Raw genomic sequence first — 14,957 nt, 5'->3', positions numbered from 1 at the left:
TTGTCTTTATTGTAGTATTCAAAGTTACTTGTTTTTCTGTCAAATTGATAGCAATCTAGTGGCTGTTTTTTCCATTATTAGTTATCCTTCTGAAAAAAGAATGCAATCCTGTTAAGGCATCTATATAACAAAAAAAATACCCCCGTAACCAATAATGGCACAGGGGTTAAACATATATCAGGCTTTTCAGGAAATGCTCTTTATGGCTAGTTGCCCCCTCCTTTTATGCGTTGGCTCTCGCTTTCCAAGCCAGTTTTCCGCTCCCTTGATGCTTTTATTTGGTTGCTGCCAAAGCGGTAGGTAAAGTTTAGGCGTACCGTGGTGCTTTCCCATGCGCCGCCGCCGTTTATTACCATGCCACCAAAGTTGCTGTTCGCTTTCCACGGTGCCGTGTGCAGTATGTCTGTGGCACTTAGCTTAATAGAGGCTTTTTTATCAAGCAATTGTTTCTGTATCCCTACATCAATGCCCCCTTGTGGTTTCGTTCTCCATGTTGCCCCCCAAATGCTAGGCCCATTAAACCATCCGCTCATCTCAGCGGTGTAATCATGCCCTAGCTTAAACGTGTTTTGCAAGTAAGCACCGTACATCGGTATTTCTTGGTGTACAGGCTTGTCGTTTATATGCCCATCAAAAATCTGGTAGTTGTACCAAAAGTTTACATAGCCATTCCACCATTTTTTTATGGGCAATGGGCTACCTATGCTAAAGCTGATTATTTGCTGGGTGGCAAGGTTTTGTTGCTCTACATAGGTAGCGTTGCCAACAGTGTCAGTTATTTGTGTGGCATAATCACTTACGTGGCTATATCCTGTCGTTGTGTTTAGGAAACCCATAAACGTATGCGTAAGCTCAATATTATCAGTGTACTGAGGCTTTAGTTTAGCATTGCCTTTTTCGTACGTTAATTCGTCCAGCTTATTTTCGAAAGGGTTCAAATCCTGATAGGTAGGCCTATCTATCCTTCTACTATACGTTAGATTCAGGGTATTTTTCTTGTTTACATTCCATGTAATAGCGGCGCTTGGAAAAAGGTTCGTATAATTACGAGGCACATATCCATCAGTTTGTACTGTACCATCAGCCCTTGTTAAATCTCCTACACTGTTGGTATTTTCTATCCTTAAGCCAGTTTGTATGCTGAATTTTGCATTTATCTGGCGTTGATAGTTTATATAGCCTGCGTTTACATTCTCTTTATACGTAAAATTATTGCTACGGTCCAACGCTTTTGATTGGGCATTTGTCAGGGGATCGACATTAAAAAAATCAAAAGTATTTTTTGTTTTCACATAAGAAAACTTAGCACCAAAGCCCAGCTTGCCTTTCCACCTATTCATTTCCACATCTACTTTAGCCGTGTATATGTCAATGTCTGTAGGCGTGTTGTTTGCATAAATATATCTGGTGAATATGTTTTTCCTGTCTATATAAGTATTGGGCTGGTAGCTATTGCCCCTGCCGCTAAAAAAGCCATAGTCTGCATCGGCATTTACCTCTGTGCCGCTTGTGTCGGCAAAGCGGTAGTTGATGTTTGTGTTTACATTCGTCCGTTTGCTGGGTAGCCGGTTTGTTGCCGCTAATGTTTTTACAAAACTGTCTGGACTGTTTACATGTGTACATATATCAGTATGGCTGTTGCTAGTCCACACATTATCGTCATACCCAATGCGTGCCATTACCCCAAAAGTGTTTTTGCTGTTGATGAAAAAATCTGCCCCAGCTTTGGCATTAATGCTTTTGCCATCATTCACGTTGGTGCTGTGCTGGTCGTATATGCTGTCTTTTTGCGTTCTATACAGGTTCATAGTGTTTTGGTGGTCCCCTATGTTGCCGCTTACATTGCTAAACAGGTTTATTTTTTTGTCGCGGTAGTTTAGGTTTAGCGATCCATTGCCTTTAGGTGTTACGCCCTGTACAAAGCCAAGGGTGGCAGTGCCATTCGTGCCATATTTTTTATTCTTTTTCAGGCGGATATTGATAATGCCCGCGTTGCCACTTGCATCGTACTTGGCACTTGGGTTGCTAATCATTTCTATGGCTTCTATATCGTTGCTGTTAATGCTTTTGAGGTAGGCGGCAAGGTCTTTAGAATCTAATTGCAGCATTTTTCCATCTACATAAACTCTAACGCCTGTTTTGCCTTTCATGCTTATGTTGTCGTTATTATCTACCTGCACGCCGGGGCTTTTTTGCAGCAACTCCATTGCATCGCTGCCAGTAGCGTTGATGCTGTTTTCTACATTAAACACCATCTTGTCGGCTTTAACTTCTATCAAAGGCTTGCGAGCGGCACTTACGGTTACTTCTTGCAATTTGCCTTGTGCTATTGCCAATGAAATTTTTGGGGCGGCATAGGTTGTTTTACCGTTGCCAAGTTCAAAAACAGGCGAAAACTTCTTTTCAAAACCAACTATGGTATAACTTAGCAAAAAACTGCCTTCCCTGTTGGTGGATAGTTCAAAACTGCCGTCTTTATCAGAAATGCCTGCTTTTATAAGGCTGCTATCTTTTGCTTTTAATAAAGAAATAGTTACAGCCGCCAACGGCTTGCCGCCATTGTCTTGAACAAAACCAGTGATGCTATTTTTGTTTTGGGAAAAACTTTTAAATGCAAATAGGGAAAATAATAGGGTAAATAAGTAAAATTGTTTCTTCATGTAATTGTTTTAATGTCATTAGTACGGGTGAAAGATACAAATGTTACAATAGTCTTAAAAAGCCACTGCAAATAATATGTTAAAGGCGGTATTGCTTTTTGATAGGCAAGGCTGTCACTACTCGCACTTATATTGCCACAAAGACACGAAGGCTCTAAGTAGCACTAAGAAAAAAAGAAAGAAAAGAAATTTTTGTATTGCTCCAAGGCCTAAGTATACAGGATTATGAAGCGGTATGTCGTGCCTATGGCACATTATCCACGATTTTTTATGTTTTTACTAATATTCAATGCCTCCCGCATTCATAACTTCCATTCGCTTATTTTTGTTCATATTAAATGAACCAGCAATACACGGCATGAGTACACCTAAAGGTAAATTAATAGCTATTGGCGGTGCAGAAGACAAAGGCACCGATTTGGAAAAAGGTGAAATTGCCCGTTATACCCTCAACTTTTTAGAGCTAGGTATCTTGCGCCGCATTGTGGAAGAAACAGGGGGCATCAATGCACGCATAGAAATTGTAACTACGGCATCTACCATCCCGTATGAGGTGGGTGAAAACTATCTAGATGCTTTTGGTAAAATTGGCTGTACCAATGTGGGCTTAATGCACATCCGGAACAGGGAAGATGCAGGAAGGGAAGACTACCTGCAGAGAATTGCCGCATGTGATGGGGTGATGTTTAGCGGCGGCAACCAGTACCGCCTGACTACTGTATTTGGCGGCACAGCTTTTTTAAAAACCATTTCCAACCGTTATCAAAACGAAGTTTTTGTAATTGCTGGCACTAGTGCGGGCGCAATGGCTATGAGCAACACCATGATATATGATGGGGATGCAAGCAGGGCACACCTAAAAGGTGAAGTGAAACTAACCACTGGGCTTAGCTTTATGAAAACGGTTATTTTCGATAGCCATTTTGAAAAGCGTAGCCGGTTTGCACGCTTGGCCCAAGCAGTGGCAGCCAACCCATCTTGTATTGGCATTGGCTTAGGGGAAGATACGGGCATGATAGTAACAGAAGGCAACCGCATGGAAGCCATAGGCAGCGGGTTAGTGATAATAGTAGATGGGCATAATATTAATTTTACCAATATAGCAGACATACCCGAGGGCAACCCCATTAGCCTAGAGAACCTGAAAGTACATTTTTGCACAAGGGGCAATGGCTTTTTGGTAGAGGAGCGGCAGTTTTTGCAAACAGTGCTTGCGGCTGTTTAAGGGAGTTGATATACTAAGGATTAATTGGAAAACAGAACTAGAAATAGCCCAATTAAAAAAACCTTATTAAATGGATGTTTTTTTTTTGGGTAATCTTGGTATTGCTGATAATAGGCAGTTTGTTTATAAGGAAATAGCTATTTTTCTTGTTTTACTAAATATCCAGCTACTTAACATATAACCAAAAACTTAAAAATAATACACTGTATATTTAGCTACCCCACTATTTTACCATAGTAGTAAATACGAACCAATATCTTCGCTTATTCATACAGCAATATCAAACAGTTTTGCAACTGGGCTGTTCTATTATAAAATTGATAAGCAACTACTTTATGTCGGGAATTTTAGACTTGGTTGGCAACACGCCAATGGTAGAACTAAAGCATGTAACGGTAAATAAAAACGTGCAAATATTTGCCAAACTAGAAGGCAATAACCCCGGCGGCAGCGTGAAAGATCGTGCCGCATTGGGTATGATAAAAGGTGCAATAGACCGTGGCGAGATAAAAAAAGGCATTAAACTAATTGAAGCCACTAGCGGCAATACTGGTATTGCTTTAGCCATGATTGCCAGCTTGTTTGGCGTGGAAATAGAATTGGTAATGCCAGAGGACGCCACACGTGAGCGTGTGCTAACCATGCAGGCATTTGGTGCCAAAGTAGTATTGACACCAAAAGAGCAATCGATGGAAGGGGCAATAGATTATGCCAATGCAAAAGTGGGGCAAGGCGGCTATGTAATGCTGAACCAGTTTGCCAACCCAGACAACCCTGCAATGCACTACAAGACAACTGGGCCCGAAATATGGAGGGACACAGCGGGCAAAATCACCCATTTTGTTTCTTCCATGGGTACTACAGGTACCATCATGGGGGTTTCAGCCTATTTAAAAGAGCAAAACGAAGAAGTGCAGATATTAGGCTGCCAGCCATCTGACGGCTCCCGCATACCCGGCATACGCAAATGGCCAGAAGCATACCTGCCCAAAATATTCGACCGGGCAAGGGTTGACCAAACAATAGAATTAAGCGAAACAGACGCCCGCATAATGGCAAAACGCCTTGCCAAGGAAGAAGGCATTTTTAGTGGCATGAGCAGTGGCGGTGCTGTTCATGCAGCCGTGGAATTAAGCAAAACATTAACCAGCGGCCTAATTGTGTGCATCATCTGCGACAGGGGAGATAGGTACTTATCTTCTGATTTGTTTGATTAGGCATTAATGCTTGCTATATTGCCACAATCACTCTAAGAATCGAAGTAGCACTAAGAAAAAGAAGGGTAAAATGTATTAATTGCATAATGTTTGTTCTTTTTTCTTTTCTTTTTATTGGTTTAAAACTTTGTGCTTCTTTGTGTCTTCGTGCCTTCGTGGCAGATTAACCAAACATGCTCTTGAGTAGTAACAAATCATGCAAATCATTTAATCAGTGGTATATTTTTAAACCTCACGGCAAAAAACAAGTCTTGGTGATGCTGAATGGGGGAATAGCCCATGGCTAATTATTAATCTTTTCTAGGCTGCTTTATGACTAAATTGTATCTTCTGCTTACTATACTTTTATTAGCCAATACCATTCATGCCCAAACTATCATTACCGGTTCTATCACAGGAAAGTTAATAGATAGCGTTGGCAAACAATCCTTGAAAGACGCATCCATTACTGTTCTGGATGCTACTGATTCTACTTTGGAGGTGTTTGGGCTAAGCAAGGAAGGGGGCGTATTTGAAATAAACAATATTTCGTTGGGCAGCTACATGGTGCAAATCAATTTCCAAGGCTACCAGCCATTGACCAAAAAGATTACGCTTAGCAAACAGAAACCAACACTAGACATGGGCAAAATTTACCTAGCTGTACAATCCAACATGCTCACGGAAGTAATCGTATTTCAGAACAACCCCATTACCATTAAAAACGACACTGTGGAATACAATGCTGGCAGCTTTAAAACAAAGCCCAATGCAGTAGTGGAAGATTTATTGAAAAAATTGCCAGGGGTATTGGTGGACAAGGATGGCAATATCAACGCCCAGGGAGAGCAAGTGCAGCGCATTTTTGTGGATGGCAAACGCTTTTTTGGCAACGACCCTAAAATGGCCACCAAAAACCTACCTCCTGATATTATAGACAAAATACAAGTATACGATGCCATGAGCGACCAGAGTGCTTTTAGTGGCTTTGACGATGGTACCCGTATTAAAACCATCAACATCACCACCAAGAAGAACAGGAAAAAAGGTTATTTTGGCAGGGCAATAGCAGCGGCGGGCGACCAAGGGCGGTATGAGGAAAATGCCAATTTCAGCAGGTTTAAGAATGACCAAAAAATAACGGTACTGGCACAAGCAAACGACATTAACGTACAAGGCTTCACGGCGCAAGATGGCGGCGGCAGTGGCCGCAGCAGGGCGGGTATTACCACTACCGAAGCACTAGGGCTGAACTTTACAGACTTATGGGCAAAAAAAGCAGATTTTTCGGGCAGTTATTTTTTCAATAACCTATCTACCAATAGGGATTCGAGGAGTTTTACGGAAAAGTTTATACCTAATAACGACACTTCTAACTTTACCAATTCTGCCACCAGCAACAATAGGACAACGCTGAACCACCGTATCAACCTGAACCTGGAACAAAAGTTCGATACGATGAATACGTTGATTGTACGGCCAGATATTTCGTTTCAAAACAGCAATGGCACTAACCAAACTATAGCCAATACTTCTAAAAGCGTTGTGTACAATGAAAATGCCATCAACCAAAACGACCTTAACCAGCGCACCAGCAGCAACGGCACTAGTGTTAGTGGTAGCATCAATGGCACTTTTAGGCACCGATTTAAAAAGCCGGGTAATACTTTTTCTATCAGCCTAACCGAAAGCCTGAATAACAGCAACAATAGCGGCACAAACTATGCTTTGACGCACTATTATGTGCCTTTAGATTCCGTAAAACTGGCCAACCAAACAAATGGGAATATTGGCAATAGCCATAGTTTCAACGGCAATTTTTCCTACACCTTCCCAATTATGTTAAACCATGTGGTGGAACTAAGCTATGGGTACAACAGCAACACCAACACGTCTGACAGAAAAACATATTCATATGATAGTGTTGCAAAAAGCTACAACTTTTTGGTAGATAGCCTTACCAATTATTTTGAGAACTACAGCAGTTCAAACAGGGTCAGCATAGCCTACCGCATTAAAACCGAAAAAGCCAATTTTAGTATTGGCAACGGCGTACAGTACACCAACCTGAAAAGCGATAACCCTAGTAAAGACAGCCATTTCAATAGGAATTTTACCAATATATACCCAACTGCCAGCTATACCTACAATTTTAGCAGGAAACAGGTACTACGCATTAATTATAGTGGCCGTAGCAACCAGCCAAGCATTGCACAGTTGCAGCCAGTTCCTAATAATGGCAACCAAGCAAACATTGTAACGGGCAACCCCAATTTAGGGCAAGAGTTCTCTCATAATTTCCGGTTTTTATATACTTCCGTAAACCAAATTACCTTCCGAAATATTTCCGGGTTTTTAAATGCAGGCATCACTACCAACAAAGTAGTAAACAGCACTACCCAATTGGCGAATGGCTACCAAACCACCACTTGCCAAAACCAAAATGGCACATTTTATATCCGTGGCAATTTCAACTATGGTTTTCAGGTGAACAAGCCCAAAAGCAACTTGAATTTTATTACCAATGGCGGGCTAAGCAGGGACGTGAGCCTGATAAACAATGCCATCAACTATACAAACAATTCTTCTGTAGGCGAAGCCATCAACTGGACGATGAACCTGGATGAAAAGCTGGATTTAAACCTAAACACAGGCTATACATATAATTTAGCCCGCTATTCCATCAAGTCGGAAAACAACAAAAACTATTATGTGGAATCTTTTTCTGTCGAGCCTACTTATACTTTCAATGGTGGCTGGGTACTGGGCAGCACGTTTGACTACACTTTTAATAGTGGTCTTGCACAGGGCTACAATGCCAGCTTACCGCTATGGAATGCAAGCTTAGCCAAGCAACTATTTAGTAATAAACAGGGTGAAATAAAATTCAGCGTATTTGACCTGCTGAACCAAAACGTAAGCGTAAGCAGGAATACTACGAACAATTATATACAAGACGTGCAAAACAATGTACTACAAAGGTTTTTCATGGTAACCTTTACCTACAACCTGCGCAAGTTTGCAGGCCAGCAGAAGCAACTAGATGCAGCTTTTAAAAACATAATGGGTGATGGCAACGGCAACAACCCGGGCAAACAAGGCGGTGGCAAGTTTAGGAACTAAAAGAAAAAAAGAATAGCCACGAAGGCACAAAATACAAAGTGGCACAAAGAAAAAAGAATTTGAAAAAGTTATTGGATGACAGGCAATACTGGTATTTAAATAATACAAAAAAATACAAACTAAAATCCTATAGATTTCTCTCAATGTTCTTGACTAATGCGTTATAAATTGCTCCCAACTAATTAGGCCTAACCTGTATATTAGCTTGTCAACCATCTAAATATGGGTAAAATTTTATACATTATTATTGTTTTATCCCGAAGAACTGCTTCAAGCTGTGGTGTTTTGATGTACAACGTAACCAAATTTTACTTGGCACTAATATTGGCATTATGTTAACGAAATTGTTATTGCAATCAAAAATCATTGATTGATAATTTTTTCAAAACGCAAAAAATAAAAAAAAACAACATGAAAAAAAACATTCTACTCGCAATGGTATTGTGTGTGTCATTTTTAATGCACCCTTTCCAAACAAAAGCCGCAAACATTACCAACATGCCTCCGACGTCATCCGCATATGATGACTCATTGGAAGCAAAAACCTTGACCAACAGGCTAAATGAAATATACACAATGGACAGGACGAACCTTAACTCGTCTGAGAAGAAAGGTTTGCGCGTGGAAGTAAAAACGATTAAGCACCGCTTGAAAGTAATGAGCGGCGGTATCTATCTTTCCGTAGGGGCAATTATCATTATTATCTTATTGTTGATTTTAATATTTTAAGCAAATAGTTTTTAAAGAATGTATCAAAAATAGGGACGCAAAATTTTGCGCCCCTATTTTTATGTTTGAAACACCGTAATTACCCCCTCTCTCGGCTTGTAGCCTCGTAGCCCTATGCTATTGCTTATCAACAAAAAAAAACACTGGTTCTTTCATTTCTTCCTTTCGTGCTACTTTTAGCCTTAGTGGCTAAAATCCTTGCCTATGGGGCAAAAAAAACATTCAATTGCTTTTTACTTTTATCTTTATCCCATGAAAAAAATGTTACCTCTAATAGCCTTTTTGCCGATGCTGGCCATGGCACAAACCAATACTGATTCCATTCTCATCAAGCACATAAGCGACGAAACCATGCGCAATGGCAAGGCTTACGAATGGCTGCGCCAATTGACCAAAAGCGTTGGCGGCAGGCTTGCCGGTTCTCCACAGTTTGCAAAAGCAATTGCATGGGGCAAAAAAGCCATGGACAGCATTGGGGCAGACAAAGTGTACCTGCAGGAATGCAAAGTGCCGCACTGGGTGCGTGGGCAAAACGACAAAGTGGCCATAACGGCCATCAATGGCAAACCCTCACCAACTACGCTGGATGCACTGGCTTTGGGCAATACAATAGGCAGTGGATCTAAGGGCGTAACGGCAGAAGTGTTGGCCGTGAAAGACTTTGCCCAATTGGAGCAGCTAAAAGACAAAGTAAAGGGCAAAATTGTTTTTTATAATTACCCCTTCAACCCTACCAATATAGCCACGTTTCTTTCCTATGCTGATGCAGGGAAATACCGATGGACAGGCGCAAGCCGTGCCGCCAAATATGGTGCAGTAGGCATGATTGTACGCTCCATGAGCGAGTCTACCGACAATAACCCACACACGGGCGCGCAAGAATACAACGACTCGTTCCCCAAGATACCAGCAGCGGCCATAGGCTTGCAAGATGCAGATAGGTTATGGCAGCAATGTGCTGCATCAACTGTAACCATCAAAATGGTTACGCATGGCCATTTTCTGCCAGATACTACGGCTTACAACGTAATTGCCGAGATTACGGGCATGGACTTGCCAAATGAAATAATAACGGTTGGTGGGCATTTAGATAGTTGGGATGTGAACGAGGGCGCACACGACGATGGGGCAGGCGTGGTGCATACCATGGAAGTGCTGCGGGTGCTTAAAGCTGTTGGTTATCACCCCAAGCATACCATCCGTTTTGTATTGTTTGCCAATGAGGAAAATGGCAGCAAGGGGGCAGAAAAATACGCCGAAGCAGCCAAGGAAAAAAACGAGCAGCACATTTTTGCCTTGGAAAGCGATGCGGGCGGCTTTACACCTAGGGGTTTTAGCTTTGGCGTGCCAGCACAGGCATGGGGCAAGCTAAATGCTTGGAAAACACTTTTTGAACCTTATGGCGGGAGTTCCTTTACCGTTGGCGGCGGTGGGGAAGATACCGAGGCTTTAAAAGCCGCTTTTAAAACCCCAGTAGCCGAGCTTATCCCAGATAGCCAGCGTTATTTTGATGTGCACCATGCCCGCAGCGATGTTTTTGAAAATGTAAACAGGCGGGAATTATTGCTAGGAGCGGTTAACATGGCTGCATTGATATACCTTGTAGATAATTACGGCTTGTAGTGTTTTTTGCCACGAAGGCACGAAAAAACAAAGAAGCACAAAGCGTTTTGGGATAAGAAGAAGTAAAAGAAATAGGAAATATCTCTAACGGCTCTTGGCTGTTTTATAAATTAGTGGATTTGAATTAGCGCATTAAACATTCAAGATGCACAACCCAATTATACAGCACATGAAGCGGTTTGCCGATATTAGCGAAAGCGATGTGGATACAATTGCCTCTTGCCTAAAACCAATAACAGTAAAAAAGAAAGGGTTTTTACTAAAAGAAGGCCAGGTTTGCAAATCAGCTTTTTTTGTACAGGAAGGGTGTTTACGGTTGTTTTTTATAAATGAAAAAGGCGTGGAGCAAATAACCCAGTTTGCCATAGAAAACTGGTGGGTAGCAGACTATATGAGCTTTGGCAACCAAAAGCCTTCACCTTTTTATATTCAGGCGGTAGAAAATACAGAAGTTGTGGCTTTGGACTACTTGGCACAGGAAAACCTATTAAGGGAATTGCCACAACTGGAACGCTATTTCAGGGTGGTGCTGCAAAAAGCACTAGCAGCATCCCAACTCCGGATAAAATATTTGTATGGTTTTTCCAAGGAAGAAGGCTACCAGCATTTTATTTCCCATTTCCCGGAGTTTGTACAGCGTATCCCTCAATATATGCTAGCTTCTTACCTCAATTTTACACCTGAATACCTGAGTGAAATGCGCAAAAAACAAAGCCAGTCACTATTTCCTAAACCAGTTTAAGATTTCCCTAAAATGAGTGCCATAGGTTTGCTGTTCAATAAAAAAATACAATTATGGAAAAGAGAATCAGCATCCCCCAAGTAGCGCCTGAAGCAATTAAAGCACTGGTGAACCTAGACAAATACCTGCAAACCACCCAATTGACCAATATCCAGAAAGAGCTTATTAAAATAAGGGCTTCGCAAATAAATGGCTGTGCTTATTGTATTAACCTGCATACCAAGGATGCACGTAAATATGGCGAAACTGAACAGCGTATTTATTTGCTTAGTGCTTGGCGCGAAACCAACTTTTTTAAAGAGGAAGAACGGAGCATCCTTGCCTTAACCGAAGAAGTAACCCTGATTAGCAAAAGTGGGGTTTCAAATGAAACTTACCTCGATGCTATCCGTTTATTCGGGGAAACAAGGGTGGCAGAAATTATTATGGCTATTATAACAATCAATGCATGGAACAGGATTGGAATTGCAACCCACATGCAGCCTGCTATTGATTAATGATGTTGTAAAAATAACTTCCCCCACTTAGGTTCATTTTATTGGGCTAACTGGAAGGCGTGCCGCTTCGTAGGAAAGGGGAAAGTTATTTTAAAAGCATTACTTTGTATTAACAAAGAAAAAATTATGACAGGAAAAAAAATACTTTGGACAATACTTGCTGTAATTATAGTGGCAGGAGCCATTGCTTTTTATGCAAGGTTTTACTTTGTTTTTGCCGAAGGCGCAAAAGCGGGCCAGTTGAATACTTTCCAACGAAAAGGGTATGTATTTAAAACCTACGAAGGCATATTGATACAAAGCGGCTTCAAGGCCAACGTGCAAAGCAATGAATTTGAGTTTAGCGTGGCAAATGAAAAGATAGCCAACCAATTAATAGAAAATGCGGGCAAAGATGTGGAGTTGCATTACCAGCGCTATTTTGGCGTGCTGCCATGGCGTGGCAACACAGTGTATGTAGTAGATAGTATTTATTATATAAAAGAGGCCAACGGGCAAATGGGAGTAAGCCCAAAATAGAAATAGGGGCAAGCATTGCTGTTTTTTTGCCTTAAAAACAGTAAGTAACATTTCCGAAATAACTTTCCCCATTCAGGTCTGTCAGGTAGGCTGTTCAGAATAGGCTTGCACGTCTTTGTTCACTTTCCTATGGGTTTCAACCCATTGTTTGCACGGGGTTAAAACCCCATGGAGCATCTGAAAACTGTCTGAAAAAGCCCCCTTGGTTCTGAATAGCTACCTTAAACCCGGATTTTGCATTTGACTTCGTTATCAAAGGCTCAAATGCAATAAAGACAAGTATTTGAGCCGAATTTTTGGTCTAAAACATAGTGAACTATGGCAAGGCCAAAAATCAAGCAAATGCTTGTGTTTGAAGTAGTTGGGGCTTGCAATAGATTTCAACTGCAAAATCTGAGTTTAAAACTAAGGAAAAAATGAAAACAAGTTTTTATCTACAACTCCACTACTTATTCGCCAATTGCCCACAAGCCGCATCAATATCTTTACCCCTGCTCTTGCGCAATCGGGCATTTACCCGGTTTTTGTCCAGTATAGTCATAAACTCATCTACTACCCTTTCATCTGGCTTGTAGAATTTAAAGGCATCAATGGTGTTGTATTCAATGATGTTTACAAGGTCAGCAGGCACTTGCCGGCATATTTTTATCAAGTCCTCAGCATCTTTAGGGCTATCGTTAAAGCCTTTGAACAAGATATATTCAAAGGTTATCTCGTTGCCCGTTTGCTTGTAGAAGTAATTAAGGGCTTCTATCAACACAGCAATATTATTGCTTTCGTTGATAGGCATTATTTCGTTCCTTTTTTTATCTGTAGGGGCATGTAAAGAAACCGCCAGTTTAAAGCGTACTTTATCATCACCCAAATGTTTTATTTGCTTGGCTACGCCAGCAGTAGAAACAGTGATACGCTTAGGGCTCATAAAAAGGCCATCCTCGGCAGTAATCCTTTCTATTGCGGCAAGTACATTGTTGTAATTCAGCAAGGGCTCACCCATGCCCATGAACACGATATTGGAAAGTTTTTGCTGGAACTTGGCTTCGCTTTGCTGGTTGATGAGTACAACTTGGTCGTAAATCTCATCAAAAGTGAGGTTTCGTTTGCGTTCCATATATCCAGTAGCACAGAACTTACAGCTAAGACTACAACCTATTTGGGAAGATACACAAGCTGTTTTCCTTTCTTCGGTAGGTATCAATACGCCTTCTACAAAATGTCCATCGAAGGTTTTGAAGCGGCTTTTTACAGTGCCGTCCTCGCTATATTGGGCAGCATCCACGCACAAGGCAGGAAGCGTAAATTCTGATGCCAGCTTTGCCCGCAAGCCCTTGCTGATATTGCTCATGTCGTCAAAACTATGGGCATGTTTTTGCCACAACCATTCGTGCACTTGTTTCACACGGAATTTTTGCTCGCCTATGGAAGCGAAATAGGTTTCTAGTTCTTTTAGCGGAAGGTGGCGGATGTTGCGTAACGTTGACATGCGGCAAAGGTAATTGAAAAAAGTGGGATAGGTTGCCACGAAGAAGTATAGCCACGAAGACTCAAAGGCACAAAGAAGCACGAAGTTTTTTAAGGAAAGAAGAAAAGAAGGATAGCAATGAAGAATTAATGGAAAAAGGTAGAGGATTGTCTTTCTTTTCTTCTTAGTACAGCTTTTAGCCTTTGTGGCAACATATCCTATTTATGTTTAGGAAAAGCGTTTGGTACTTCCATTGTAAGGCCAATGGAGCCATTGAATGTGTGTACTTTTGGATAATCGTTACCAAAATTGGGCGTGAGCGATAGTTGGGCATCTACTTTTAGCCAAGGGCAGCCCGGCAAACCAAACTGCAAATTTGCGTAAGGCTCCCATAAAAAAAAGTTTTGCTTTTTGACTTTATCAAGATAAAAATAATTCATCTCTGCAGCCGTGTAAGAAGTTGAAGGCGTACCAAAATGAAACAAAGACAATTTTCCACCAACCGATGCATAGAAATAGGGCGATGGCATAAAATTGAAGCCAAATTGCGCAAACCACTTGGTGTTGTTAAAATTATAATACCTGCTATAGGGCTTGCTGTTGGAGTCGAGCCCACTATCGTCTAAGGTGGAATTGCCGAGTGCCACTCCTACATAGGCATTGAACATAATCTTTCCTCTTGCACGGAGGCGGTTTAGTTGGGTGAAATACCCAATACCTGCCTCAAATGTTTTCCTATGGTATTTAAGCAAGGAACTGTCGAATAAGTTTGTTTGTACAATTGAAGCCGAGTCATTCCTATGAAAAAGCACTGTGTCGTAATGGTAGTAATTACTTTCTCTTTTAAACGTAAATGAACCCATTATGGCAACATGGTTAGTAAGCGCAAAGGCACCCTGTATATTACACCCATCATTTTTCTTGCTACCATCGCCGGAGTAATAGCCAGTAATTTTAGCATCGCCTTTTTTTGTTAAGTATACAATGTTGGCTGCTTGGCTGGCATTAACATAGCGCCTAGCCCTTTGAAACCTACAGGAAGGCAGCAGCAATGCAATGGCAATAAATAATAGTCCATACAATTCGAGTGGTTGTTTTCCTTTTTTCATGGTAGCCTTTCTTTGGTTAAGATGTTAAAAATGGTATTTAGTTTGGGTAAACAAATACAAATGCAAAGTTGG

At 41.3% G+C, this 14,957-nt stretch carries 11 protein-coding genes; 8 read left to right on the top strand and 3 right to left on the bottom strand.

What is annotated here, in order from left to right; translation table 11 throughout:
* Positions 1-206: 206 nt before the first annotated feature.
* Entirely contained in the window at positions 207-2,660 is a 2,454-nt protein-coding gene (locus ACHFIY_RS12780) for a TonB-dependent receptor domain-containing protein (RefSeq protein ID WP_410846492.1), read from the bottom strand.
* 358 nt (positions 2,661-3,018) lie between these two features.
* Here ACHFIY_RS12780 and ACHFIY_RS12775 point away from each other — a divergent pair, with 358 nt between their 5' ends.
* The 8 genes from ACHFIY_RS12775 (at position 3,019) to ACHFIY_RS12740 (ending at position 12,314) form a co-directional block, all read left to right on the top strand.
* Complete coding sequence (locus ACHFIY_RS12775) at positions 3,019-3,885, top strand: cyanophycinase (protein WP_410846491.1); 867 nt, start codon at positions 3,019-3,021, stop codon at positions 3,883-3,885.
* Between the two features lie 335 nt (positions 3,886-4,220).
* Complete coding sequence (cysM, locus tag ACHFIY_RS12770) at positions 4,221-5,102, top strand: cysteine synthase CysM (RefSeq protein WP_410846490.1); 882 nt, start codon at positions 4,221-4,223, stop codon at positions 5,100-5,102.
* A gap of 312 nt (positions 5,103-5,414) precedes the next feature.
* The gene (locus tag ACHFIY_RS12765) at positions 5,415-8,204 is read left to right on the top strand and encodes an outer membrane beta-barrel protein (protein ID WP_410846489.1); all 2,790 of its coding nucleotides are present in this window, start codon (positions 5,415-5,417) and stop codon (positions 8,202-8,204) included.
* Positions 8,205-8,615: 411 nt separating this feature from the next.
* Positions 8,616-8,933 carry a hypothetical protein gene (locus ACHFIY_RS12760; protein ID WP_410846488.1) on the top strand — a complete coding sequence of 106 codons (318 nt, stop codon included), beginning with the start codon at positions 8,616-8,618 and terminating at the stop codon, positions 8,931-8,933.
* Positions 8,934-9,185: 252 nt separating this feature from the next.
* Positions 9,186-10,556 carry a M20/M25/M40 family metallo-hydrolase gene (locus ACHFIY_RS12755; protein ID WP_410846487.1) on the top strand — a complete coding sequence of 457 codons (1,371 nt, stop codon included), beginning with the start codon at positions 9,186-9,188 and terminating at the stop codon, positions 10,554-10,556.
* A 145-nt stretch (positions 10,557-10,701) separates the two neighbouring features.
* Positions 10,702-11,298, top strand: a complete 597-nt coding sequence (locus tag ACHFIY_RS12750; protein WP_410846486.1) for a Crp/Fnr family transcriptional regulator — start codon at positions 10,702-10,704, stop codon at positions 11,296-11,298.
* A gap of 53 nt (positions 11,299-11,351) precedes the next feature.
* Positions 11,352-11,795: a carboxymuconolactone decarboxylase family protein gene (locus ACHFIY_RS12745; protein ID WP_410846485.1), complete on the top strand. Its 444-nt coding sequence runs from the start codon at positions 11,352-11,354 to the stop codon at positions 11,793-11,795.
* 126 nt (positions 11,796-11,921) lie between these two features.
* The gene (locus tag ACHFIY_RS12740; RefSeq protein ID WP_410846484.1) at positions 11,922-12,314 is read left to right on the top strand and encodes a DUF8785 domain-containing protein; all 393 of its coding nucleotides are present in this window, start codon (positions 11,922-11,924) and stop codon (positions 12,312-12,314) included.
* Positions 12,315-12,759: 445 nt separating this feature from the next.
* Here ACHFIY_RS12740 and rlmN read toward each other — a convergent pair whose 3' ends face one another.
* Entirely contained in the window at positions 12,760-13,797 is a 1,038-nt protein-coding gene (gene rlmN, locus ACHFIY_RS12735) for a dual-specificity RNA methyltransferase RlmN (protein WP_410846483.1), read from the bottom strand.
* A gap of 197 nt (positions 13,798-13,994) precedes the next feature.
* Positions 13,995-14,885 (bottom strand): hypothetical protein, encoded by an 891-nt coding sequence (locus ACHFIY_RS12730; protein WP_410846482.1) that lies wholly within the window; start codon positions 14,883-14,885, stop codon positions 13,995-13,997.
* Between the last annotated feature and the right edge of the window lie 72 nt (positions 14,886-14,957).

It is taken from the genome of Parasediminibacterium schistidii (assembly GCF_046546515.1).
GTDB lineage: Bacteria > Bacteroidota > Bacteroidia > Chitinophagales > Chitinophagaceae > Parasediminibacterium.
Note: the sequence above shows the minus strand (reverse complement) of the source record. Positions and strands in the feature narration are given on the sequence as shown.

Bases quoted from the DNA above. Each gene is read 5' to 3' on its own strand.
- ACHFIY_RS12780 (WP_410846492.1), bottom strand. From the start codon at position 2,660: ATGAAGAAACAATTTTACTTATTTACCCTATTATTTTCCCTATTTGCA.
- ACHFIY_RS12775 (WP_410846491.1), top strand. From the start codon at position 3,019: ATGAGTACACCTAAAGGTAAATTAATAGCTATTGGCGGTGCAGAAGAC.
- cysM (WP_410846490.1), top strand. From the start codon at position 4,221: ATGTCGGGAATTTTAGACTTGGTTGGCAACACGCCAATGGTAGAACTA.
- ACHFIY_RS12765 (WP_410846489.1), top strand. From the start codon at position 5,415: ATGACTAAATTGTATCTTCTGCTTACTATACTTTTATTAGCCAATACC.
- ACHFIY_RS12760 (WP_410846488.1), top strand. From the start codon at position 8,616: ATGAAAAAAAACATTCTACTCGCAATGGTATTGTGTGTGTCATTTTTA.
- ACHFIY_RS12755 (WP_410846487.1), top strand. From the start codon at position 9,186: ATGAAAAAAATGTTACCTCTAATAGCCTTTTTGCCGATGCTGGCCATG.
- ACHFIY_RS12750 (WP_410846486.1), top strand. From the start codon at position 10,702: ATGCACAACCCAATTATACAGCACATGAAGCGGTTTGCCGATATTAGC.
- ACHFIY_RS12745 (WP_410846485.1), top strand. From the start codon at position 11,352: ATGGAAAAGAGAATCAGCATCCCCCAAGTAGCGCCTGAAGCAATTAAA.
- ACHFIY_RS12740 (WP_410846484.1), top strand. From the start codon at position 11,922: ATGACAGGAAAAAAAATACTTTGGACAATACTTGCTGTAATTATAGTG.
- rlmN (WP_410846483.1), bottom strand. From the start codon at position 13,797: ATGTCAACGTTACGCAACATCCGCCACCTTCCGCTAAAAGAACTAGAA.
- ACHFIY_RS12730 (WP_410846482.1), bottom strand. From the start codon at position 14,885: ATGAAAAAAGGAAAACAACCACTCGAATTGTATGGACTATTATTTATT.